Origin of the sequence: Gardnerella sp. KA00390, assembly GCF_049244075.1 — a bacterium.
Classification (GTDB): Bacteria; Actinomycetota; Actinomycetes; order Actinomycetales; family Bifidobacteriaceae; genus Bifidobacterium; species Bifidobacterium vaginale.
The window spans coordinates 1,248,706-1,273,931 of sequence record NZ_CP058372.1 but is presented as its reverse complement, the minus strand read 5'-3'; the positions used below and the strand labels follow the sequence as shown (position 1 = coordinate 1,273,931).

Below are 25,226 nucleotides of genomic sequence, written 5' to 3'. Positions count from 1 at the left end.
TTGACATATGACCGAATCGCAGCAATCGCCATTTTCCCCAAAAATCCAGCAGTTTCTAAACCACATAAGCGTGGAGCGCGGGCTTTCTCCAAAAACCGTTGAAGCTTACGAGTCGGATCTTACAAAATACACGAACTGGCTGCGCGAAGCCCGAAAAATCAACGATGTTAGCAAAATCACGCAACTAGATATTGAAGAATACGTGCGCGCAATGTCATCACAAGCAATGGCATCGCAAAACTTAGGGCCTCGCACGATTGCGCGGCGAATCGCAAGCATCCACGAGTGGAACAAATTCATGCTTTCCAACGCGCAAATCGCAAGCGACCCTTCTGCAGAAGTCAAAGCGCCAAAGCAAGCGGAGCATCTTCCAGACGTGCTCAGCATTAGCGAAGTGGAGCGCGTAATCGATGCTGCTGGCGGATTTGGTAGCACGGATGCTGTCTCGCTTCGAGACCGTGCGCTTGTGGAATTTTTGTACGCGACTGGCGCGCGTGTGAGCGAGGCGGTTGGACTAAAATTCGAGGATATTGATTTGACGGAATCAGTTGTGCGGCTTAGTGGCAAGGGTCAAAAGCAGAGGCTTGTGCCGATTGGAAAGTGCGCGGTACGTGCGTTGCGCGATTATTTAGCTAACGCAAGACCTATTCTTGCAAGTCGCGCGCAAAAGTCGCCAGCAACCGCAAAGTCGCGACTCAAGTCGCCATTAAACTCATCGTCAAAATCTGTTAATACTCACGTGATTTTCCTAAATAAACGCGGCAAATCGCTGTCTCGCCAATCCGCGTGGGAGGCGATTTCGCGCGCTGGCAAAATGGCTAAAATTGGCAAAGAATTGCATCCTCACACGTTTCGACATTCATTTGCAACGCATTTGATTTCAGGGGGCGCCGATGTTCGCACTGTGCAGGAGCTGCTTGGGCACGCGTCTGTTACAACAACGCAAATTTACACGCATATAAGTCCAGATGCGCTTATGGAGGCGTATGTTATGAGCCATCCGCGTGCGAGATAGCTTCACAACGACGGATCGATTCACTGAACATACCTTTTGATAAACTGGAGCGTATGCCTACTGATTTACTTGGACGCGAATATGAGACTTTCCGCGCGCCCGATGCGCTTACAACGCACGGTCCTGCGCGCATTATTGCTATGTGTAACCAGAAGGGTGGCGTTGGTAAAACCACCAGCTCCATCAATATTGCTGGTGCGTTGAGTCAATACGGTAGGCGAGTTTTAATTGTTGACTTCGATCCGCAAGGCGCTGCAACGGTGGGGCTTGGGATTAATGCGAACGCGCTTGATAACACGGTTTATACGGCGCTTTTTGATTCTTCTGTAGACGTGCACGATGTGATTCGTCACACTGCCACCGAAAACATTGACGTTATGCCTGCAAACATTGATCTTTCTGCTGCAGAGGTGCAGCTTGTTACCGAGGTTGGTCGCGAGCAGATTTTGGCTGGCGTGTTGCGCAAAGTTCGTAACGAATACGACGTTATTATTATTGACTGCCAGCCTTCGCTTGGCTTGCTCACTGTAAACGCGCTTACGGCGGCGGATGGTGTGATTATTCCTGTTGCTGCGGAGTTCTTTGCGCTTAGAGGCGTGGCGCTGCTTATGCAGTCGATTGAAAAAGTGCAGCACAGAATTAACCCAGATTTGCAAGTGTTTGGCGTGCTCGTTACTATGTTTACGCGCACTTTGCATAGCGAAGAGGTTTTGCAAAGGATTTACGAGGCTTTCCAGGGGCGCGTGCTGCATTCTGTTATTTCGCGTTCGATTAAGCTGCCAGATTCCACTGTTGCGGCGGTTCCGATTACGATTTTTGCTCCTGAGCATAAGACTGCTAAGGAGTATCGCGAGGTTGCGCGCGAGCTGATTTCTAACGGCGTTGTTGAATAGCGCTTTGCGTGACGATCTGCCTTCGCATTGCGCTGTAGTGCGCGAACGATATTTCCGCTTTTTGTTGTTGATTTTGTGGTTTTGAGCTACAAAGTCGGGAAAACTTTCCGCTTTTTGTTGCTCGACACGCCAATTAGAGCAACATTCTCTCGCGCGACGACCTGCCTTTTTGCTTAAAGCGTAGCACGCGGTACGACACGCTGAAATTCAGTAAAATCGCACTACATAGCTTGCGTAGATTAGCTGCGATGTTTGCGCTCGGGCACGGGCTTTAATCGCACGATTGTGCGCGCGTCGATGAACATTTCTTGCTCGGGTCGGCTTCCGTTTGCTGCCGCGTCTCGCATAAGATGCAATGTTGCGCCGTCCCAGCTTATTACGTGACCAATCGCGTCGTGGTATTCGATTTTTTGCGCGCTGCCATTGCCTGTTTGAGCATTGTCATTGTTTGCTTGCTCGCTGCCAGCTGTTTCTGTTCTGCCATTGTTTGTTTGTGCGTTGCAATTGGTTTGCGATCTTTCTCCGCCGCCTGATTGCGCAATTTTGTACGTTCGCACAACAATTCGTGCGCCAACTGGTATAAACTCTGGCAGAATCTGCCGCCTAATTAAGCTAATCGTAGTGCTGCCTTCCGTGTTATTTGTGTCTTCGCGTTATTTGCCGTGTGTTTTGCTTTGACTTTGTTAATTGTATCGCAGTGCTCTCAAACTTGTGACGTTTTGTATTACGGTGTAGCGCGCGAACGACATTTCCGCTTTTTGTTGCTGATTTTGTGGTTTTGAGCAACATTTTCGGGCGTTCCGACCTGCCTGAGCGCTTTTATGTAGTGCGTTTGTATCAAAAACACCGAAATCAGGTACAATCGCACTACATAGCTGGCGATTTGTGGTCAGTGCGCATCCGAACCACAAGATGTTGTGGTTTTGCGACACGCAGGTCACGCAAAACACTTCACCTACTACATAAAACTATTCTGTTATTAGCAATCAATCAATAGATTTTTTTGTAAAAGAGAACGATTGTAAAAACTTTTCCTTAAAGTTCTGTTAAAGTCTATTTTTTCTTGCAATTCGTTAAGGGGGGGGGGGTATATTTGCTAAATGCTTTTGCTTGAGTACTTTAGTAAAGCTGCGCGTTCTGCGGCTTTATTGTTGTGCTCACATGTGGAATTGCATTAGGCGTTGTTTGTAAATGTTGCAATTGCTAAATGCTAGTTCATGTATTTGAATGCTCTTAGTACTTCTGTACTTGATACGTGTAGTATTCTGCCCAATTTTGGGATTCGTGTAAAAGCAGGGTGTTGCTTATGCAATAGCCGAAATTGCCAAAATGGCTAGGATGTGCAAACTAGCCAAAAATGACAATCGAAGGTGAGTCGATTATGTTACCTGCAAAGTTTGCTCGTTTCGCATCTCGCGTGTGCCGCATTGCGCAGAAGGTTTTTTCTGTGAGCGATACTGACAATGCGAATAGTGTGGCAGATGCGTCTGCTGGTTCTGACTCTACCTATTCAACGCGCCCAGATTCCGATTACCACAGTGCGCCAATTTATTCGTACTCAAATATGCAAGTAAATTCTTCATCATCTTCTTTATCTTCATCATCTTCTTCTTCATTATCGGATAATGATTCATTAAGCTCATACGTAGGTAAAACAGCAAGAAAATCGCATATCTTCCGAAACATGATTCTTGCAATAATTGTCACCTTTGCCACCATAGTAACTATGTTCATCGTGCCGCCGCTAAAAGAAGCTAATGCTGCTAATGTTGCTTGGGATTACATTGGTAATGGATATATTTCTCCTAATTCTGTTGCGAGTTATGATGTATATAGGGATTTCGATGTTCAGCCACCAGATATAAATACGGTAACCGTTAATGGAAAGAAAACAACAACTATTACTTGGAATGTTCTTTTTAACGCAAATGGATGCAGACTTAAAAAAATAGAAAATCCAAATGCAGTGTGTACTTCTGACAATTTTCAACATGCGTATAGTGGTAGACCTGATTTTTATCTTATTTTGCCAAAAAACATCAAGGATAATACCATAAGAATTACGAGATATCGTACAAAAGCTATTCTCGGTATTGGTGGCAACAAGTTTGCGTGGGAATTACGAGGCAAAGATCAAGTACCAAGCGATTTTAATAATGTTTTTAGTAATTCTACGCGCATACCGGGTGATCCTGATTATGATAGTTTCTGGAAAGACTCTATTGAACGATGTGGTTTAGGTACAGATGCAACATGTGAAATCGATACATGGCGTCGAGCTGGTAATTTTGGTAGATTATTTAAATCTTGGGAACAAGATAACGATGCAGATTCTATTCGCTGGATTGTTACTGCAGAAGTTGAAGATGGCGTTGATCCTTATAAATTACCTTTTATGGCAGGTTGGATTTCCTACACAGTAGATAAGCACAAGTTTACAGTTTTTGGTCCCTATGATCACGATGGTGACGGCATACCAGACTTGGAAGAGTTTAAGTTTGGTTTAAATCCTAAAAATAATGATGATATCCAATTCCCAAAGAAGTCTAAAAATGATGCTGTTTACGGTAAAGTTACTTCCGTAAAGCCGTATATCAACACTGGTGAGTGGGTTGGCAATTCATATTCCGGCGATTTTAAATATTACAAGGACATGCCAAATCAAGGGATCAGAACTACGTCTGAGGTAATTCCAACTGATGCTGGAATAGAATTTACTTTTAAAAAGACCAGTTTCGGTACTAAAGAAGAACTTCCTGATGGTGTTACAAGAGTTAATAATCCTAATAATATGAAACCTGGTGAAGCATATATTAATCCAAAAACAGGCGAAGTTAAGTATAGTCCTAAGCCTTCTGATAGAGGGAAAACCATACATTTTGATGTTCAAATAAACTATCCTGACCCTAGACCTAACAATTGTAAAATGAACAATTCAATTGTGAAGGTTAAAGGCGTTGATATACACGTTGTTTCACAAGCCTCACTGTATAATCCGTACTACGACACTACTACAGTAAAAGCTGGTGAAGGTAAAGATTCTAATTCTCCTAGGGATAGGGGAGGCAAAGCATTCCCCTCTGGCACTAGGTTCAGAGCAGAAACTTATAATAAGTATCAGAATCCACCAACTTGGGCAAAGATTAAGAATGAGTCAACTGGTGTTGTTACCTTCCACCCAAATAAGTGGGTTCCTGCTTCTAAACCTAATCAACCTGAAAATAGACCTGTAGTTGTGTATTATCCTGATGGCTCAACTTCAAAGGATCCTGATTCTGGTAATAATGGTAATCCAGTTAATGCCCCTGTAATAGTCACTAGAGATGCTTCTGAATCAGGTGACTTGCAGCTCCATATTCATAAGAACCAAAATGGTCAAGAGATTGATTACACCAATGGATTCGTATTCCGCAAGAATCGCGATGTTACTCCACAGCCATGGATAGATTCTTGGTCTGTACGTGAGCCTGGAGATATTAGTATTCGTTCTGTGTGCGCTGATACTACGAATCCTATGAGTTTGAAGTATCATCTTAACGGTATTAATGGCATAAAAATAGAAGGTGATACACCTTGGCAGCATGCAACTGATGAAGAACAGGAAAAGTGTCGAAATGGTCAGGGTTGTGCAGCAAACAAATTATTTGATAGCACCGGCAATACCATGGAGCGTACGCGTGGTCATATTAAAGGGAAACCAACAAAGATTGGCAATTATCAGTGTACTGTCTATGCTTTGAAACCTAATGCTTTGAAGAGATTTGAAGAGGCAAAGAAAAAAGATTCCAAGATTGAAAGCTCAGACGGTTCTGCTACTAATATCATTAATACAAATACTTTCAATGGTCTAAGAGAAGGTGTTGATTATACATCTAGAACTGTGCCAATTAAGGTTCACTCTGACGCGCATTATTATAACCCGCAGTACACGAAGGTAAGTGTACAAGCTGGTAATACAGAAGGTGTAATGAATGCTGCTCCAGTAAGCCAAACTGGTGCCAATGGTGTTGCAGCTGATGATCAAAGCCAAAAGGATTTAGTGCAAGACGGAACATATTTGCCAAAAGGCACATGGTTTGAGCTTAAAAAGTATTCTAAGCATAAAGATTCTAGAGAAAAGCCTGTTTGGTCGAATTTTGAAGGAGATCAGAGCAATAAGAAAAATGGTAGTAATGAGGCGAAAGATAAAACTACTGATAAAAGGTATGGAAAGATTACGTTTAAACCAGAAAAGACTACAGAAGCAAGAGATTATTTAGTTCCTGTAATTGTGCATTATCCAGACGGCTCCACGTCGGAAGATTCTGATTCTGGTAATCTCGGAAAGCCGATTTACGCTCCTGTCTCTGTAACTCTTACAGAAGTTGCAGATGATGATTTGAAGTTGAAAGTTTATGATAGTGAAACTCATGGCGGACGACTTATTAAAGATAATGATAAAAATGGTGTGCGTTTCCGTAAGGGTGAAACGTTAGGCGATGGTAGTAATGATACTAAACCAATGTTTTTTGACTCTTGGTCAAGCAAGAAACAAGGAACTATTTACCAGCGAATGCTCTGCTATAAAAAGAATAGGGAAACTGGTAAGCCTGAAAGTTATGAACTTGATGGAATAAACGGTTTGAAGCTTGCAGGTAGAAAAAATGTCAAAGATGGTGATTTGGTTAATGCTGTAGGTGGTAAAACTTCTCAATGGAAGATAGCTACAGAGCAGCAAAAAAAGGATTGTAAAGATAAAAAACAGTGTGATACGAAACATTACTTATATGGTAATGAGAATGATACTACTGCTCGCACTTGGGGATGGCTGCACGGCAAAGTGAAAGATAATGGCGACTTTGTGTGCACTGTGTACGCTATTAAAGAACTTAAATACAATGGAAAAAATGGTGAATTACAAAAAAAGTTTGATACGGCTGTAAATGACTTTGTAAAGAAACCTGGTGACCGTAAGTTTGAAGATGTTGTTAAAAGAGTATTAACAGATAAGCAAGATAAAACAAATCCTCAGAATAGCACTCAAAGACACGTTGATTGGGACTCTGTAACATTCCCAATTCACGTACACTCGGACGCTCACTACTACAACCCTAAGTATGAGACCATTACTATGGAGGCTGGTACTAAGAAAACATCAGAACGTCCAAAGAGTGCTCGTGATGCTAACAAAGCAAAACTTAACCAGAGTGAGGTTCAGGAAGGAGAACTTCCTGAAGGTACTTGGTTTGAGTTTAAGATGTATAAAGGATATGCTCATAAACCTCCATTGAGTTATTCGTTCTTTGAAGATGGGCAAAATAATACTGATAATAATAATTCAGCTAAAAGCAAAGATGGATTATATGGTAAAGTAACATTCCGTCCGCACAAGTGGTTCCCTGCTACAAGTGAGAATAATCCAGATCAAACTCCTGTTGTTGTGCATTATCCAGATGGTTCTACATCAGAAGATTCTGATTCTGGTAACAACGGTAAGCCAGTCTTTGCTTCAGTTAACGTACTTCGTTCTCATGATGAAGATGCTAATAATCTACACCTGAATGTAAGTGATCGTGAAGGTGGCGGTAATTGGAATGATCCTACGATTAACCTTAGTAAGAACGAGGAACTTACAGTTAATAATAGTAAGGGTCGTTGGCTTGATTCATGGTCACAGTATAAGCCTGGTAAAATTAACCTGCGCACTATTTGCTATAGGAATAATCCAGATGGCACTAAGTCTCATTATCAATCTGGTGGCATTGCTGGAATTACTATGCAAAATGTAGAAAAGTGGGATCATACTGAAAATCCTGAAAAGCAGAAGAAATGCGAAGAAAATAGCAATGAATGTGAAGTTAAGCATTTATACGACGACTATATTTCTAACGGTAATTCGCAAAAAACTACCGAGCGTACTCGCGGATGGATTAAGGGTACTGCAAAGGAAACTGGCGACTACGAGTGTGTAGTGTACGCGATTAAAGAGAAGCAGTTCAGTAAAGATACTAATAATTTGCTTACTAACTTTGATAATGCAGTAAAAAAACTTAACAAAGATGCAAGTAAAAATAATACTGATCCTTTAAAAGATTTCCAGTGGAATATTAGTGGCAGTGGCAATAACATTGTTAAGGCTAAAAAAGGTGTCGATTATGAGTCTCGCACAATACCAATCCACATTCACACTCAAGCTCACAACTACAATCCTGTGTATGATAAAGTAAATGTTCGAGCTGGTGATGAAGTACAATCTGGTTTGCCAAAGAATAAGAAGCCAACTGGGAAGCATGTAAATACTAAGTCGCTTGCGTATGGAGCTATATCAGACAGTGTATCGTTCCCTGACGGTACGTGGTTTGAGTTGAAGAAGGATGACGGTAGTGCTGCATCTTCATCTGAAGACGCATATGATTGGTCATTCTGGAAGAATGGTCAGAAGGATAGTAATGCTCCTAGAGATAATAACAATCCGCTTAATCACAATGGTAATGATACTGGAATAGGTGCAGGCTCTAGGTATGGTAATGTTACATTCCATCCAGACGTAACTGTTACTCCAAAAGACCATTATAAGACACATGTTGTTGTGCATTATCCAGATGGTTCTACATCAGAAGATCCAGATGCTGGCAATAACCAGTTTAAGCATGATGATAATGCAACTAATACTATGAACCCTGTGTATGCTCCAGTTAAAGTAACTGATTTGGGCTATAGCGGTAACGATTTGCGAATGAGTCTAACTAAATCTAAAGATACTAACAGTGTGCTTAATGGTAGTAATGATCTTACTGTTATGAAAGGCATTGGTCTTATTAGAAATCCGTTTGTACAAGCTTGGAGCGTAAAAAATAAGACCAAGATTCATCTACGTATGATGTGTTCAAAAGACAACACGAATAAGTGGAGTCGCGGACTTGAGGATACATTGAACATGCATCTGGGTCATGATTATGGCGAAAACACTCCTGAATGGACTTTTGCGACCGAATCTCAGCAGAAAGATTGTAGAGAAAATGGAAATTGTTCTGCTGACCATGTTTTGTATGGAATGCTGAATGCGAATAATACTCAGGCAGGAAGCGTGGAAAGTTCAACCGCTCGCAGGGAAGAAGAAATCGAAGGTGCTCCAAAAGAGACTGGAACGTATGTTTGCTCTGTTTTTGCACTGAAAGATAATGCGCTTACTGCTTTTAATCAAGCTGTTAAAGATGGTATTCCTCAGAATGATGGTAGTTATTCATCAACCGATATGTGGAATGTAAAACTTGCTGGCGTAGCGCAATCTAGAGACTGGGATCGCATATCCTTCAAAGTACACGTGGTCGAACAATTTAAGCTGCCGAAGACAGGCGGGGAAGATTGCGTGAACTGGAACATGCTGATGAGCGTGCTGTGCGTGATTGGCACGGGCGTGATGGCAGCTGGGTTCTTCCTTGAGCAAACCAAGTGGGGGCGCGCGATGCTTGATGCGTTGTTGCGTAAGACACTGATGCGCAATGTGCAAATTAAAGATTTTATCTGCAAAACTGCCAAAAAGCTTCGCGCTTTAAGGCGACGTAGCGAAAGGTGGCGATGCTGATGAAAAAATTTGCACGCAATCCTGCTAGTCGGCTAGTCGAAAGAGTAGCGCTGGCTTGCAAGCTTGCGGTGCGATTCTCGCTAAAACTTGTTGCGTACTACGATTCGCGTAAACATTAGCGCAATCAAGAAGTGTGGCTCGATTAATTGTGGCTCGTTCACAAACTGTGACTCGATCACAAATCGCGTCTTGCACACAAATTGTGGCTTGCCTACATATCGCAACACAAAATAAACAATAAACATTAAACAATAACCGTATTTTCCTCAAAACCTGCCCACGAGGGCACTGAACAAAGGAGAAGAAAGTGAATAAGTTCACTAAACAATGCGTTGCCGCGGTGGCTTCGCTCGCAATGGCTGGCACGCTGTGCGTCGCCGGTGCCGTGGTTGCTGGCAGCTCTGCTTGGGCTGCTCAGACTGCTGCTGAAAAGGCTCCATGGGATACAACTCTTGAAGCCAACAAGAAGGGTTCCATTACCATTAATAAGAAGGACTCTCAAACAAAAGCTGGATTGAACGGAGTGGTCTTTGCCTTAAGGAAAGTTACAAAAATCGGTAACGAAACTATGTACGATCTTAAGAAAGAAGATAGCTGGGTAAAACTTGCTGCTAAGGTTACTAAGCTCAATGAAAGCATTAGAAATGGTAATGCTATATCAGTCGAATATGATAAAAATCTTACCGATACCGATGTTAAAAAACAAACTACAGCTCATGTGGGTAATGAAGATGGTGTAGCCAAGTTCAGCAATCTAGAAATAGGTCTATATCGTGTAGATGAGGTTAGTGCTCCAGAAGGCTATACTGCTGATTTTGATCCATTCTTTGTAACTATTCCTCAGATTACTCGTGAAAATACAAATACTAACAATACGTACACGTATGATGTGAGTGTTGAGCCAAAAAACACTAATATTAAGAATAATGTTACTAAGACATCTAATATTGGCGAAATCATTGGTGCTGGCGATACTATCACCTACACTATAAAAGCGAAGCCAAACAAGACTAAAGCGTCTAATGGTAACACTGATCTTGTTTCTGACGATCTTAAAGGTTTAGCTGTTTATGATGATGCATTGAAAAATGCTTACACTAATCTTGGTGTAGGTGCAGTCAAAGAAGTTTACATTGGCGATAAAAAATTGACCGTAAACACAGACTATCAACTATCTGAATCTGATAGTGACATTGATAAGTCTGGTTCGACCGTAACTCGTAAACGTATTATGGTTAAGTTTACAGATGCTGGTCTTACTGAAATTTGCACTAAGTTAAATGCTGTAACTGGTAGTGCTACAGTTCCTGAGATTAAGGTTATTCTTAAATTAACTCTTAACAAGACAGCTAGTTTCACTGATCTTGGTTCTAAGAAAAAATTAGCCAACAAGTCTGGATTCATCCCAGGTAATGGTACTGGTGGTGGCACCCCAACGCCAGGTGGAAGCACAGATGATGAATTCCGTAAATTCCAGATTTTCAAGTTTGATGGCACTACTGAAAAAGGTAATTCTGTTGATAGTGATTCTCGAAAGAAACTAAAAGATGCAGTTTTTAAGGCATTTACAAATGAAGATGAAGCAACTAAGTGTGCTGCTAATCCAGATGAAAATAATGCATGTGATAAAGCAATGAGTAACTTTGGAGATTCTGATAATACAGCTGGAAAGAAAACTGGTGATGACGGTAAAACAACGCCTTATGTAGCTAAAGTTGGTAATAAGTTCTATGTTGTGGAAACTAAGGCTCCGGAAGGATATGCTCGTTCTACCAAGGTTTATACAGTGAATATCACAACTAATGAGAGTGATACAGAGGTATTTACTCTTGAAATTCCTAACATTCCAGATAACAAGGGCAACAATTGGTTCAAGCTTCCAAAGACTGGTGCTGCAGGTGTGATTATCTTCGCTCTCGTGGGTCTTGGTCTTGTGGGCTCTGGTATGTTCGTATTCCTTAAGAATCGCAAGAAGGAAGAAGAACAGGCTGCCTGATTTGCTCAGTTGATTAGCAAATCATAAAGATTGAGTCTATAAGATTAAATCTATAAACGATTGAGTCTATAACGATTGAGTCTAGGGCAAAAACCCTAGACTCAATCCTATGTGGACTGTTAAAGCAACAAAACCCGTCGTTTTCCGCTTTTTGTTGTTGATTTTGTGGTTTTAAGCAACATTTTCGGTAAGTTTTTCCCGATTTTGTTGTTAATTTTGCCGTTTTGAGCAACAAAAAGCACAAAATCCCACTGCGTTTGTAGCAAAATCAAACCAAATATTATCTTTCATTAAATAGCTTGAGCTTGGAGGAGTTATGAAGCTAGCCGATATTAGCAATTGGTGCCACTCGTTGAGCGAGCGCGCTGTTGCTAAATTGTTTAAGAATAAGGCGAAGCGTACCTCCAGTGTGGCTAGCACGAGCAATGTGGCTGGTGCGAGTGATTTGATAGCGGAAGAATCGCAAGCAACCGAAGAGCAAACTCCACGATCCAACTCAAGCAAAAATATAAACCAAAATACACTTAAAACTAAAAAAATAACTAAAAAGAAAAGCGCACTGATGCGTATCCTAGAGCCGATTGCGCTGGTTCTTGCAGGCATTTTGTGCTTTAGCTACCCTGTGTGCTCAACGCTGTGGAACAATCACGTTTCGAAGGAGATATCGACAGCGTACGACAAGTATAATCACGATCAGGCTGGCGACGTGCGGCGCGCGCACATTCGCGGCGCAAAGCGCTACAACGCAACGCGCAAGGATATGCTCACGCGCGACCCGTACGGAGGCGACGGTCAGGAAGATATAACTAACACGCCTGGATACAAGCGTTATCTTAAAACGCTTGAGGAGCCGATGGGCATTATCGGCATTATAAAGATTCCGAAGATTGGCGTAAAGCTGCCGATTTACCACGGTACAAAAGAAGACACGTTGGCGCGAGGCGCTGGACACTTGTATGGCACGGATTTGCCAGTGGGTGGCAAGGGGCGTCATACTGTGATCACCGCGCACACTGGTTTGCCGAACGCAACCATGTTTGATTCGCTAACAGACCTTAAAAAGGGTGACTACTTTTATCTTGATGTGCAAGGGGAGACCTTGCGTTACAAGGTGTTTCGTATAAACGTGGTGGATCCGCACGATATAAGTTTGCTGCAGCGCGAGAAGGGGCGCGATTTAGCTACGCTGCTTACTTGTACGCCGTATGGTGTGAACTCGCATAGGTTGCTGGTTACGGGGTATCGTGTGCTGCCGGACCCTGTTGCGCCGCCAGAAGACCATGTGCAATGGCCGCTATGGATGACGTTGTTTGTTATTGCGATGATATTCTCGGCGGCGATTCTTGCCATGATGATCACTGTGGTTGCTGGTAAGAGGCGGCGTAAGTGGGATATTCGCGGCAAGCACATACTGTGGGTTGGGCGCGGCGAGATTAAACTGCGCTAGCGCTATTTCCCGATTTTGTAGTCCAACACGCTGTTTAGAGCTAGAAAGTGCGTCACATCGTTCGCGCGGATTAGCCGCGCTCACGTCTTCGCCGCGCAGAAGCAGTGCTTCTGCCTTGAGCGGCTCAGCGCTCCGAATTGCCTTCGCTCGCTACGCTTTAAGCGCGAAGGCAGGTCGTCGCGCATATTCTCAGGCGATTATCAGACTTATAACAAAATTACGAGTAGAATAAGAACCGTGATACTTGATCGTCATAATCGTTTAAATTTGGCCGAACTTTACGCCAGCTTGCAAGGAGCGGGAGATGGTGGGGCGCCAGACGCCACCGCGGAAAAGTCGCAAGCAACCGCTGACGAAAAGTCCGCGCAAAAATCACCTATAAAAAGCGAAACGCCGCATCTTCCGCCCAATCAAATGGACGAATTCGTAAACATGATGCAAGTGTACGAAGGCGCGATGTACGAAATAAGCACGAAGCTGGAGATTTTGGACGGCGAGTTTCAGGTGCGATTTTCGCACAATCCCGTGCATCACATGGAGCGGCGACTAAAATCCGTGCACTCGATTTTTGAGAAGCTACGCCGCAGAAACCTAAGCATATCAACGCGTTCGATTCGCGACAATCTGTTCGACGTGGCTGGAATCCGCGTGATTTGCAACTATCGCGACGACGTGTACGCGGTTGCGCAATACCTTTCCAAGCAAACGGATATTCAAGTTTTGCAGGTTAAGGATTATATTAAAAACCCAAAGCCGAATGGGTACCGCAGTTTGCATGTGATTTACGCTGTGCCAGTGTTTTTGTCGTCGGGTGCGCATTACACGCCTGTGGAAGTGCAATTCCGTACAATCGCAATGGATTATTGGGCGAGTTTGGAGCACGCGTTGCGCTATAAGGCTGATTTGCCGGACGCAAAGTTGGCGGAGCATTCTAAGACGCTGCTTGAGTGCGCGCAGAATTTGCAGGCAATTGAGGCGCAAATGCAGGGTATTCATCGCGATATTAATGGTGCGCCGCGCGTGGAGGATGCGCCTGAGTCGTAACAACTAATGCGCGACGACCTACATCTCCGCTTTTTGTAGCACGACACACCATTTTAAGCAACATTCTCGGGAAAATCGTCCGCTTTTTGTTGTTGATTTTGCCATTTTGAGCAACAAAATCGGGAAAACTTGACGCTTTTTGTTGCTCGACACGCCATGAATCGCTACAAAACGCGCGGTTTTCAACGGTTTATAGCCTTTAACCACATTGCTAAAAATCTATTTACAAGCGCAACGCCGCCACTTATTATCGGTCTATGTTTACTAACAAAAATTTCTCATATGGTGCAGAGGAATCTTGTAGAAATACAAATCTCCCTGCCAGACTCATGAACAATTTACTTGAGTCGGAGCGAAATAATTCATGCCTAATGGCGTCGCGTTTCAACGATCGCTCAATTCTGCGCCGATATCTTAAGTCTGGAGAGCTGATTGAGCCTTACAATGGCTTCTACGCTATTCGCGATCACTGGAATCGATTACTGTACAAAGATAAAGTCAAGCGTATTGCAGTCACTCTTACAAATAAGATAAAGATAAAAAAGTGGAATTTTACTGGCGAAACTGCCGCTGTGCTTTTGGGGCTGGAGGTGGTTCACTTGCCTTACATACATCATTCGCTTACCGAAATATATGTGTCGTCTAGTTATGCGGAAAAATTTGCTTCGAATTGTAAAAAATCTGCTTTGGACAAGAAAAAGTCGGTGCGAAGTGCATTTAGACATAAATATAACCGACTAAAACTTTCAGACATAATAGAGGATGAGTCTGGCATAAGGCTTGATGATTTTAATAAAAACAGCTATAAAAATGAGGCGGCGTCGTCATTTGGCCATACTTTTGGGCATATTCCGACTGCTGAAGAGCTTGCGATTAGTCATGTTGCCAGCATTTACAACGTTCTCTACGTGTGCGCTTGGAAGGGGTCGTTCTCCGAGTCGCTAGCAACTTTCGATTCTGCTGCTCGAAAAGGTGAAGATCTTAACAAAATTTTGCGTGTTTGTCGTAAATTTTACGGCTCCATGGATTGTTGTAGCGATACGCCGCAGTTCTTGAACAGTGTTCAGAATCCAAAAAACGCGGATTTTTATGGTGTAAATTATTCTCCTATTAACAATCCAAATTTTCTTGGCACCGATGAATTTGATGTTTTGTCGCGAATGGAGACTTTGGTAAACTATGCGAACCCTAAGAGCGAAAACGGCGGAGAGTCACTTGCGCGGGCGATAATGCTTGAGCTTGGTTTTGTGGAGCCAGAGTTGCAGCACGAGTTTCCAAACCCGAATTATCCACAGAGTCCATATCGCGCAGATTTTATGTGGAAAGTTAACGGAAAAATTATTGTTGGAGAGTTTGATGGCACTGATAAATATTTGATTGAAGATAGAACTTTGCTTGATAGCCGCTCGGTTGCTTGCGACTTGCGTACTGAGTATTTTGATGGAAGTGTTGAAAATGTCAACAACTTCAGCACAAATAACTTATATAGATATAATCGTGATGCAGTTAGGAAGGAACGCAATAGAGAGCGGTGTCTTATGGATTGCGGAGTTGTTAGGGTTGTGCGATTTGATTATTGCGATATCTTGAATCCGATTGAGTTTAAGAAGAAGCTGCTTTCTGCGGGAGTTCCTGTGGCCGTTGCGTGATTTACAACATTCTCGATTAATCATCTACGCTTTTTGTTGCTCAACACGCTGATTAGAGCTACAAAAACGGGAAAATCTTCCGCTTTTTGTTGTTATAAATGGAAAGAACAAAAAAGGGCTTCTAGCGATTTGCTAGAAACCCTATTCGCGGATGAGGCGAGATTCGAACTCGCGGTAGGTTTCCCTACAACGGTTTTCAAGACCGTCTCCTTAGACCGCTCGGACACCCATCCATGTGTGATTGCTACGCAATATGCACATCAATCACACAAGCGAATAGCCTACCATAATCCCCAGGAAAAACGCACATACTCGTATCTAGTCGCGCCTATTTCCCAGCAACTCCAGCAAGTACACAAACATGTTGATGAAGTCCAAATAAAGATTAAACGCGCAAATAATCGAAATACGTTTAATCATTTTTGGCTGATCAGCATACGCTTCAAAAATCGCACGAGTTTTCTGTGCATCGTAAGCCGTAAGACCTGCAAAAATCAGCACTGCAATCGCAGCAATAAATCGCATTGTTCCAGCACTTGGAGCAACAAACATAAGAATTACCTGACTCACGCACAACACCAGCAAAGCCACCATAAGAATCGGGCCAGCCTTAAGCATATTCACTTTTGTAGTGAGCGCAAGCATTGTAAGGCACAGGAAGAATCCAGCAGTTAAAGCCAAAACCATTGCAATAGAGCCGAGACTAAACACAGTAAAAATCGTACTAAGCGTAAAGCCAGTAAGCGCAGCATATACATAGAACATCGCACGCGCAGCAAAAACGCTCATTTTCATAACGCGCATTCCAAGAACAACAGCAAGCACCACTTGCGCAATAATAATGCCGAAGAATCCAAATCGACCCGTAGCATACAAGTAAGAGTAAAGCGCACCCGTACTTTGTGTAAACATTGCCACAAGCGTTGTAACTATTAAGCCAACGGTCATCTCTGCGTAAACGCGACGCACGCTCACGCGCTCAGCATGCTCGCGCACATAAGTAGCCTGCGCGTCTACAATTGTTGGGTTTTGCGCAAAATTGCCAGCATAATTGCCGTTAAAATTTCCAAAATCTCCCATAAATCCTCCTAAAATTCTGTAAGACTCTGTATAACTCTATACAACTATATAAACCCTTGAAAATTTGATTATAGTACATTTGTACGAAACGCGCAATATCAAAATATTGACAACAAAGTGCGTCAATTAACTCCGCTTTTTGTTGTTTGAGACGTGGTTTTGAGCTACAAAATGCGGAGAGACTAGATAGAACGATAGTTACGCTCTTGAGATGCGATGGAGTCAAGTACGAATCGCGCGTCACTTCGATTCTTCTGGCTGCTTATAAAATCCTGCGGAGAATAAGGCGCTGCGCTGTTAAACATCTCCTCGTATTGCGAAACGCTTAATTGCGTGCGATTGTTTAGCGACTTTAAGTGCTGATTAGAAAACAGCGCGCTACGCCAGTCTGGAACAAGTGTTGCGCTAAAGAATTCTGCTACAGCGCCAGAACCGTAGGAGAACAAGCCGATTTTTTGACCTGGGAGTAAAGGAGACAGGCATGTCGGCGATTCGTTTGTGTGTGTTGCGGAAGATAAGTCGCAAGAAACCTCACTATCGCCATCAACCGCAGAATCGTCAAAATTCTTAAAATAATCGTAATCAAGTAAAGAAATTAATCCTAAATAGAGTGAACCAGTGTAAATATTACCGATTCGGCGACTATATTGTGTGCTGTCTTGGTATCGCGCAAGAAGACGTTCGCGCGTATCGCTTGTAATAGGCGCGCTCGACTTTTCCTCCAACCCAGCTCGAAGCGCTTTAAGCCCCATTTTTGTGTATGGAAGATGGAAGCAAATCGCCTCAAAATCGTTGAAATTGCAGGCGTTTTCCGCACTGTACCGCTGCCACACGTCGCAGAACATGCGAATGTATTGTTCGGTTGAAAACTTTCCGCGAGCCAACGCCGTGCTTTGATATACGGGACGCCAAAAATCCTGGATTTCCGCCGATTTTACAACGCTGTCGTCGTTGATTTGCAACACGTGTGGATTCTCGCTTACAAGCATCGCCACAGCACCAGCGCCTTGCGTCACCTCGCCAGGAGTGCCAACGCCGTAGCGCGCAATGTCTGCAGCAATCACCAAAACTTGCGCGCCAGGATGCGTCAAAACGTAGTCACGAGCCATCATAAGCGCCGCAGTTCCGCCATAACACGCTTCTTTTACTTCCACGCAGCGCACCCACGAGCTAAGGTTTAGAAGTTTGTGAATATAAAGCGCGCTGGATTTGCTGGCGTCGACGCCGCTTTCTGTGCCAACGATCACCATTTTGAGGCGGTTGCTGTCGATGTACTGCATAAGCGGCAGAGCAGCTTGAGCGCCAAGTGTTACGATGTCTTGGTGGTTTGGTGGCACTGCCTGTTGGCTTTGACCGATTCCGATTGTGAATTTGTTCGGGTCTATTCCGCGCTCAATCGCAAGGTCGCGCATGCTTAGATAGCAATTTGGAGTTGCGAAAGTTATGCGGTCGATTCCGACTTTTGGCGTGTTTTTTGAAGTATTGCTCATGATTTCCTATTTTTTTTTTAAGGCGATTTTTTTTTAAGGACGATTTTAGTGGTGTAAATTTTACGGCGTGGTTGCTGGCGACTTATCCCAAACAGAAGGAAGTCGCAGTTAACCGAGTAACACGTGTAATTATCATTTTAAACTCTAAGTATTTTTGTCTTTTCGCAAATTATCAAGAATCATCCTTGCAGAATTCGTGTTTAAATCGGAAGAATTTTCGTTTAGAAGCGCGTGCACAACTTTTTGAATTTCGTCTCCGCGCGCCCCAGATGCTATAGCGATATTTGCGGCTTGAAGGCGCATATGACCCGCCTGGATTCCAGGACCTGCGAGTGCGCGAAGAGCCGCCAGGTTTTGCACGAGTCCTACGGCTGCTAGAACGTTACGGAAATCATTGGCGTTATTGACTTTAGAAACTTGCAGCGCGACTTTTGACATTGGGAGCGAGGCGATTGCGCCGCCCACTGTGCCGATTTGCAACGGGATTTCGATGCGACCGTAAAGGATTTGACCTGAATTTTGCAAGGTCCAGGTTGAAAGAGGCATGTAACGACCAGATTTTGCTGCCCATTCGTGTGCGGCGGCTTGTAATGCGCGCGTGTCGTTGCCAGATACGAGTGCTGCTGCAACTATTCCATTTAGGATTCCTTTGTTGTGGGTTGCAGCACGCTCCGCGTCTACGGCGGCCAGGGAGCTTAAGGCGGCGATGCGGCGCGCAAGGCGCATGCCGTCGGCATCTCCAGCCGCGGCTGTTTTTGCGCTAGTCACAAGCGCTTCTACGGGTATGCGCACTTCGGCGACTGTTGCCGCGCGGCTGGAGTTGGCAAGAATTGCCACCAGCGCCTTGCGTCCAACCCAGCTTTCCAGCTGGGTTTTAACAGCTTCGCCAATGGTGTTTGCTATGTTTGCTCCCATTGCGTCGCATGCGTTTATGTCTAGTGTTAGCTTGGCGAAGCCTGTTAACGCCGCCGCCTGCGCGCGTTCTAATCCGCCGCCGCGTTGGTATATTGATGGGTGTGCGGAGCGCGCAACCTCACTAATCGCCGTGCGTTTTGACTCATTACGCATTATGCTATCTAGTTTTTTGGCTACGCTTCCGTCCGCGTCTTCAAAAACTATTTGTGCGCGCGTAACGTAATGTGCGCTGTGTGCTACAACGCCGTTTTCTAGGCTTTTTGCTGCGATTTTTGCACCGTTGCATGCGGCAGCGATTACGGATGGCTCTTCTGTAGCCATCAGCACGTTTTGCATAACTCCGTTTACTTTTAGGCCGCGCACAACGCCTACTGGCAGGCTGAATCGCCCGATTTGGTTTTCGATCATGCTGTTTGCAACGCTTGCAGGAATGTTTGTTTCGCTGCTTTGCGCGAGTTGTGCGAGCAGAAGTTGCGTGTAATCGCCGCTAAGCGTGCCTTCTGATTCCAGCGTTTTTATGCGCTGTTCTACGCTTAATTCTCGAAAAGCTGCCATGTTTCTCCATTTTTTTTTGACGTCATTTTCGCGATTTTCACTTTTGCAATGTTGCTTTGACGCTATTGACGCTATTCAAGTCGCCGGCAACCGCCACATTCACCGCCAGCAACCGCGCGTATCACAACACTCCGTATGCGTTCTGCGACTTACTTCGCGCGTGTCACAACACGTGCACGTCTATCACACGTCTACTTTCGCATCCTAACTTGCATGCTCACTCCAATTCCGCCTCCCACGCACAGAGCTGCAACACCGTTTTGCATGTGATTGTCTCTAAGTGCGTAAAGAAGTGTTGTTAAAATCCTGGCTCCGCTAGCGCCCAAAGGATGCCCGAGCGCAATCGCGCCGCCTCTTATGTTCAGTTTGCTTTCGTTGATGTTCAGCTGCTGGCACACGGCTATGCTTTGTGCGGCAAACGCTTCGTTAATCTCAAAAAGGTCAATGTTTTCAACGGTGTAGCCCGTGTTTTTTAGCATGCGCTCCATAACGTGTTTTGGCGCGTAGCCCATAAGGTCTGGACTGATTCCACCTTCTGCAAATCCTACGATTTCTGCCAAATAGTCGATTCCGTGCGCGATTGCGTAGTCTTTGCTCATTAAGACGAGTGCTGCTGAGCCGTCGTTGATGCCGCTTGCATTTCCGGCTGTCACAGTAGGCGAGTGTTTTGCTCCAGAATACGCCTCACGAGTTTCATCTGCCTCGCGCATTCCACCAGTTTCGCACCTGTCAAAATCCGCCTCAAACAACGTTTTAAGCTTAGAAAGCTTCTCTATAGAAGTGTTGGCGCGCGGATGCTCGTCTCTGTTAATCACAGTTCCGTCCAAAAGCTGCACGGGTGCAATCTCCGCGTCAAAATCGCCGTTATTTTGCGCGAAAACGGCTTTCTGGTGCGATTTTAACGCAAAAGCGTCTTGCTGCTTGCGCGTTATGCCAAACTTCGCGGCCACGTTTTCGGCAGTAACTCCCATTTCTTTGCCAGTAAAAGCGTCACAAAGTCCGTCTTTTTTTAGTCCATCAACCAGTGCGCTGTTGCCGTAGCGAAGGCCACCAAATCGCACGTTTTGCGCGTAAAACGGCACGTTGCTCATGCTTTCCGTGCCTCCAGCAACTACCACTTTTGCATCTCCCATGCAAATCGCAGATTGCGCAAGGCGAATGGCTTTAAGACCAGATCCGCAAACTTCGTTGATTGTCATTGCGCAACTTGACTCGTCAAGCCCCGAGCTAAGGGCGATTTGGCGCGCAACGTTTTGACCGCTGCCTGCTTGAAGTACGTTGCCAAAAATCGCTTGATCTACAGATTTTGGACTGATTTTTGCGCGTTCGATTGCGGCTTTTGCTGCGATTGTTCCTAACTCAACAGATGTGAGCGATTTCAACGCGCCTCCGAATTTTCCTATCGGTGTGCGCGCTGCGCTTACAATCACAACATCACTCATACGTTTAGCCGCCAATCAGTTGAAAACTAGCCGATTAAAGCTATCTTGATCAAGCTATCTTATTGAAAATTATTAAAAATTGCATGTTGAAAGCTAGCACATTTAGAGTAATAGGTTTCAAACACCAACCGAACTACTTTATCGTATTTTTACGCAAAATTGCGATTTGTGAAGAATTATGTTTAATTTTTTCACAATTTGCGCACAATCACATTGACTAGTCTATTTGCGGAAGGTGATTGACCCATCGTTAGGATCCATCGACTCCACAATCGCCAGCGAATCCAAGTCATATCCAGCTTCGCGCAACGCATCTCCGCCGCCTTGGAAGCCTTTTTCAATCGCAATGCCAATGCCAGCAACCGTGGCTCCAGCGTGATCGCAAATGTCAATCAACCCTTGCAAAGCTTTGCCATTAGCCAAAAAATCGTCCAAAATTAAAACGCGGTCGTCTGCGCTCAAATATTTTCTAGACACAATTACAGGGAATTCGCGTTGCTTTGTGAACGAGAATACGGTAGACACGTATTGATCGCCATCCAAGTTGATTGATTGCGCTTTCTTTGCAAAAACCACTGGAACGTTGCCAAAATGACGCGCAGCAACGCACGCGATTCCGATTCCCGAAGACTCGATTGTTAGGATTTTGTTGATTTGCGTGTTTTTAAAATGCTGCGCCCATGCAGCTCCCATTGCGTCAAAAAGCGCGCAATCGCACTGGTGGTTAAGGAATGCGTCAACTTTCAAAACATTTCCTGGCTTAACAATGCCTTCTTTTTGGATACGTTCTTCAAGTTCTTGCACGATTATTCCTTTCAAATTGCGCCGTGTTTTGCGTGTGTAGCGTGTATTTGTATAGCTTACCCCCAGCTTTGACTCACTTTGCGCGCCAACCTGCCGTAGCGCCCGCGCATTTTGTAGCTCTGGGCAGCGTGTTGAACAACAAAAAGCGGAAAAAGACGACGGGTTTTGTAGCGATTCGTGGCGTGTTGGACTACAAAAAGCGGAAGGTGATTCCGTATTTTGTAGCTCGAAATCGTCGCCGTGCAAAACGCACGATTTGTGTTTGGCTGCCGTTCGTTAAAATTGGTTAGAGTTTAATTTTTGCGATTTGGAACACGGGAGTGAGGGGCTTTTGAGCAAGTACGGTTACGATTTTGATTTGTTTGGCAATCCAGAAGATGCCGACGAGCAGAGCGATGCTTCTATTAGCAATGCTCCTATTAGCGATGCACCTATTAATAAAGACATGACGAGCGAAGTTTCTGCTTCTACGGTTGCTGGCGATTTTTCCGCAAAATATTCAAATTCCGTACAATCTTCCCAAACAGCTCAATCTTCTGCCGCTGCCCAATACGCTCAAACATCCGCACAATCTTCCAACATTCCTGAAATCAACCCACAATCGCTTTTAGAAGGCTTAAATCCACAGCAATCCAAGGCTGTTCAATACACTGGCCCAGCGCTTTTAATCGGAGCTGGCGCAGGCAGCGGCAAAACGCGTGTTCTTACGCGCCGAATCGCGTGGATTTTGGCTAATCGCAAGGCGTGGCCGAGCCAAATTCTTGCAATCACGTTTACAAATAAAGCGGCTGCGGAGATGCGCGAGCGCTTGGCGAGCTTAATAGGCAATAGTGCAAATAGCATGTGGGTTTCCACTTTCCATTCCGCTTGCGTTAAAATTCTTCGCGCTCATGGCGATTCAATCGGCTTAAAATCAGGTTTTTCTATCTACGATTCTTCCGATTGCGAGCGTCTTGTTAAAATAATCGCATCCGAATTGAACATCGATATTAAAAAGTTTACGCCTAAACTTTTATTGTCTAAGATATCTGATTTCAAAAATAATTTGGTTACTTGGCAGGAAAATCTTAAAAATTACGCACCAGATTATAAGCCAGGCGCGTCTGTATCTGGTGCATCTAGCTTTAATGCTGCTGGCAATGCTGATGCGCTTTATGCTGCTGTTTACGCGGAGTATCAAAATAGGCTTAGCGTTTCGAATGCTGTTGATTTTGACGATTTGATTATGTTAACGGTTAAGCTTTTGCGCCAAAATCCGCAAGTTAGCGCGTATTACAAGCGAAAGTTCCGTTACATTTTGGTTGACGAATATCAGGATACCAATCACGCGCAATACGTGTTGATTCGTGAGCTTGCAGGTGTGGATGATTATTCCACTGATTCCACTCAACTTCCGCAATCTTCAATCACGGTTGTTGGCGATTCCGACCAGTCAATTTACGCTTTCCGCGGTGCAGATATTCGCAATATTCAAGACTTTGAGCAGGATTTTCCAAGCGCTACAACAATTATGTTGGAGCAGAATTATCGCTCTACGCAAACCATTTTGGATGCTGCAAATGCCGTGATCTCCAACAACACTAATCGAAAACCTAAAAAGTTGTGGACATCTTTAGGCAAAGGCTCGCCGATTGTAGGTTATGTAGCAGATAACGCGCAAGGTGAAGCTTCTTGGGTTGCTCAAGAAATCGCGCGTTTGGCAGGCGAAGATGGCGTAAACTACTCAGATATTGCGATTATGTATCGCGCAAATTCGCAATCTCGAAGCTTAGAAGATGCGCTTATTAAGTCGGGCTTGCCTTATCAACTTGTTGGCGGAACTAAGTTCTACGAGCGCCGCGAAGTCAAAGATGCGCTTGCTTACTTGCAATCGATCGCAAACCCTGATGACGATGTCAATATGCGCCGCATTTTAAACGTTCCAAAGCGTGGTCTTGGTGCGCGCGCTGAGTCGCAGATTACGTCTTATGCAAAAGAAAATTCTATAAGTTTTTGGTCTGCTCTTAGTCAAATAGATAAGATTGCAGAACAAATTGGTATTTCATCTCGAACTTTTAATGCGCTCAAGAGTTTTAGGGATCTTATGACTTCGCTTATTGACTTTATGAAAGCTAACGATTCCAAGCCTTCTAAGGTTGTAGAGAACGTGCTTAACGAAAGCGGATTGTTGCAGGATTTGCGAGAGTCTAAGGACCCTCAAGACGAATTTAGAGTAGATAACTTGTCTCAATTACAATCGGTTGCAGCCGAGTATGAGCAGAATACGCCTGATGCTAATGTTGCTGGTTTTTTGGAGACTACGGCTTTGGTTGCGGATTCGGATCAGCTTCCAGACCAGGGCGAAGATACTGGAAAAGTTACGCTTATGACGCTTCACACGGCTAAAGGTTTGGAATATCCTGTTGTGTTTTTGACTGGAATGGAGCAGGGCACTTTTCCTCATTCGCGCTGTGTTGACAATCAAAAGGAGCTTTGCGAGGAGCGTCGTCTTGCATACGTTGGCATAACTCGCGCTAAGAAGATTTTGTACGTCACTTGGGCGGCTGAGAGATCGCAATGGGGCAAGTCAGCGGAAATGATCCAAAGCCAGTTTTTGGACGAGATTCCTGCCGATTTGATTTCTTGGAAGCGCAAGGAAGCAGATGTTATGCGTGCTGGGCTTAGGGGAGCGGGCAGTGATTTTGACCGCGATTTTGCTGGCGATTTCTCCGACGATTTTGGAAGCGATGGTGGTTGGGACGACGATTCGTACACCACTTACGGCGGATCGAGTTACAGAAAATCGCATTATGGCAAGTCGTATAGCTCAAAGTCTTATGGCTCTAATTCATATGGCAATTCATATGGCAAATCGTATGGTTCAAAGTCTGGCAAAGTCACCACTCGTATCGCCAGAAAATCGAGTGCATCATACCAGCATCAATCGTTCACTTCAAATTTGCAGTCATCTGCATCATCATTGTCTTATAAAAAACAGGGTTTGCAAGAAAAGGACAATCACTTAAATATCAACGATTTTCATGAAGGCGATAAAATTTCGCACGACACTTACGGTCTTGGAACTGTTCTTAAAACGCAAGACAAGGGAAGAAACTCAATTATTACAGTTGACTTTGGTTCGGATGGTGTAAAAAGACTCATGTTAAGAGTTGCACCAATTGAGAAATTGTAAAATTGTAAAATTTTTCGTTTTATAAATGTTGCACTTAAAATAATGGAATCCTATTGGAGATTACTTTAAATTGTTAATTGTAATATTGTTATAACTAGTGCGCGATTATATACACTAAAACAAAATATTCAAGACTTGTTTTCTATTAAGCTATACGAAA

The 25,226-nt window shown here is 44.1% G+C and carries 14 protein-coding genes and 1 tRNA gene; 8 read left to right on the top strand and 7 right to left on the bottom strand.

Annotated features, from left to right (window positions below; all coding sequences use genetic code 11):
• Window positions 1–7 precede the first annotated feature (7 nt).
• Complete coding sequence (locus HXT53_RS05090) at window positions 8–1,015, top strand: site-specific tyrosine recombinase (protein ID WP_421780078.1); 1,008 nt, start codon at window positions 8–10, stop codon at window positions 1,013–1,015.
• 53 nt (window positions 1,016–1,068) lie between these two features.
• Window positions 1,069–1,908, top strand: a complete 840-nt coding sequence (locus tag HXT53_RS05085; protein ID WP_004113420.1) for a ParA family protein — start codon at window positions 1,069–1,071, stop codon at window positions 1,906–1,908.
• Window positions 1,909–2,147: 239 nt separating this feature from the next.
• On the opposite strand, the gene HXT53_RS05080 is transcribed toward HXT53_RS05085, so the two are convergent.
• Window positions 2,148–2,465, bottom strand: a complete 318-nt coding sequence (locus tag HXT53_RS05080) for a DUF6725 family protein (RefSeq protein ID WP_101890357.1) — start codon at window positions 2,463–2,465, stop codon at window positions 2,148–2,150.
• Window positions 2,466–3,289: 824 nt separating this feature from the next.
• Here HXT53_RS05080 and HXT53_RS05075 point away from each other — a divergent pair.
• From HXT53_RS05075 to HXT53_RS05055, 5 genes are all read left to right on the top strand, one after another.
• Complete coding sequence (locus HXT53_RS05075; RefSeq protein WP_421780714.1) at window positions 3,290–9,472, top strand: Rib/alpha-like domain-containing protein; 6,183 nt, start codon at window positions 3,290–3,292, stop codon at window positions 9,470–9,472.
• A gap of 307 nt (window positions 9,473–9,779) precedes the next feature.
• Window positions 9,780–11,468, top strand: a complete 1,689-nt coding sequence (locus HXT53_RS05070) for a SpaH/EbpB family LPXTG-anchored major pilin (RefSeq protein WP_174190866.1) — start codon at window positions 9,780–9,782, stop codon at window positions 11,466–11,468.
• A 316-nt stretch (window positions 11,469–11,784) separates the two neighbouring features.
• The gene (locus tag HXT53_RS05065; RefSeq protein ID WP_248911485.1) at window positions 11,785–12,915 is read left to right on the top strand and encodes a class C sortase; all 1,131 of its coding nucleotides are present in this window, start codon (window positions 11,785–11,787) and stop codon (window positions 12,913–12,915) included.
• Window positions 12,916–13,152: 237 nt separating this feature from the next.
• Window positions 13,153–13,959 carry a GTP pyrophosphokinase gene (locus HXT53_RS05060; protein ID WP_004113403.1) on the top strand — a complete coding sequence of 269 codons (807 nt, stop codon included), beginning with the start codon at window positions 13,153–13,155 and terminating at the stop codon, window positions 13,957–13,959.
• A gap of 371 nt (window positions 13,960–14,330) precedes the next feature.
• On the top strand, window positions 14,331–15,608 hold the full coding sequence (locus HXT53_RS05055) for a hypothetical protein (RefSeq protein WP_004113402.1): 1,278 nt from the start codon (window positions 14,331–14,333) through the stop codon (window positions 15,606–15,608).
• Window positions 15,609–15,756: 148 nt separating this feature from the next.
• Here HXT53_RS05055 and HXT53_RS05050 read toward each other — a convergent pair.
• The 6 genes from HXT53_RS05050 to HXT53_RS05025 form a co-directional block, all read right to left on the bottom strand.
• Window positions 15,757–15,841, bottom strand: a tRNA-Ser gene (locus HXT53_RS05050).
• 85 nt (window positions 15,842–15,926) lie between these two features.
• On the bottom strand, window positions 15,927–16,688 hold the full coding sequence (locus HXT53_RS05045; RefSeq protein ID WP_174142895.1) for a Bax inhibitor-1/YccA family protein: 762 nt from the start codon (window positions 16,686–16,688) through the stop codon (window positions 15,927–15,929).
• A 182-nt stretch (window positions 16,689–16,870) separates the two neighbouring features.
• Window positions 16,871–18,178: a hydroxymethylglutaryl-CoA synthase gene (locus HXT53_RS05040; RefSeq protein ID WP_421780074.1), complete on the bottom strand. Its 1,308-nt coding sequence runs from the start codon at window positions 18,176–18,178 to the stop codon at window positions 16,871–16,873.
• 144 nt (window positions 18,179–18,322) lie between these two features.
• Entirely contained in the window at window positions 18,323–19,648 is a 1,326-nt protein-coding gene (locus tag HXT53_RS05035; RefSeq protein ID WP_421780072.1) for a hydroxymethylglutaryl-CoA reductase, degradative, read from the bottom strand.
• Window positions 19,649–19,839: 191 nt separating this feature from the next.
• Window positions 19,840–21,090: a thiolase family protein gene (locus HXT53_RS05030; RefSeq protein ID WP_009994898.1), complete on the bottom strand. Its 1,251-nt coding sequence runs from the start codon at window positions 21,088–21,090 to the stop codon at window positions 19,840–19,842.
• 222 nt (window positions 21,091–21,312) lie between these two features.
• Window positions 21,313–21,894, bottom strand: coding sequence for a xanthine phosphoribosyltransferase (locus HXT53_RS05025; RefSeq protein WP_421780069.1), 582 nt, complete (start codon window positions 21,892–21,894; stop codon window positions 21,313–21,315).
• A 331-nt stretch (window positions 21,895–22,225) separates the two neighbouring features.
• On the opposite strand from HXT53_RS05025, the gene HXT53_RS05020 reads away from it, so the two are divergent.
• The gene (locus HXT53_RS05020; RefSeq protein ID WP_410309808.1) at window positions 22,226–25,066 is read left to right on the top strand and encodes an ATP-dependent helicase; all 2,841 of its coding nucleotides are present in this window, start codon (window positions 22,226–22,228) and stop codon (window positions 25,064–25,066) included.
• Window positions 25,067–25,226 lie beyond the last annotated feature (160 nt).

Excerpts from the sequence above, each read along its gene's own strand:
- HXT53_RS05090 (WP_421780078.1), top strand. The coding sequence starts at position 8 with ATGACCGAATCGCAGCAATCGCCATTTTCCCCAAAAATCCAGCAGTTT.
- HXT53_RS05085 (WP_004113420.1), top strand. The coding sequence starts at position 1,069 with ATGCCTACTGATTTACTTGGACGCGAATATGAGACTTTCCGCGCGCCC.
- HXT53_RS05075 (WP_421780714.1), top strand. The coding sequence starts at position 3,290 with ATGTTACCTGCAAAGTTTGCTCGTTTCGCATCTCGCGTGTGCCGCATT.
- HXT53_RS05065 (WP_248911485.1), top strand. The coding sequence starts at position 11,785 with ATGAAGCTAGCCGATATTAGCAATTGGTGCCACTCGTTGAGCGAGCGC.
- HXT53_RS05055 (WP_004113402.1), top strand. The coding sequence starts at position 14,331 with ATGGCGTCGCGTTTCAACGATCGCTCAATTCTGCGCCGATATCTTAAG.
- HXT53_RS05045 (WP_174142895.1), bottom strand. The coding sequence starts at position 16,688 with ATGGGAGATTTTGGAAATTTTAACGGCAATTATGCTGGCAATTTTGCG.
- HXT53_RS05040 (WP_421780074.1), bottom strand. The coding sequence starts at position 18,178 with ATGAGCAATACTTCAAAAAACACGCCAAAAGTCGGAATCGACCGCATA.
- HXT53_RS05035 (WP_421780072.1), bottom strand. The coding sequence starts at position 19,648 with ATGGCAGCTTTTCGAGAATTAAGCGTAGAACAGCGCATAAAAACGCTG.
- HXT53_RS05030 (WP_009994898.1), bottom strand. The coding sequence starts at position 21,090 with ATGAGTGATGTTGTGATTGTAAGCGCAGCGCGCACACCGATAGGAAAA.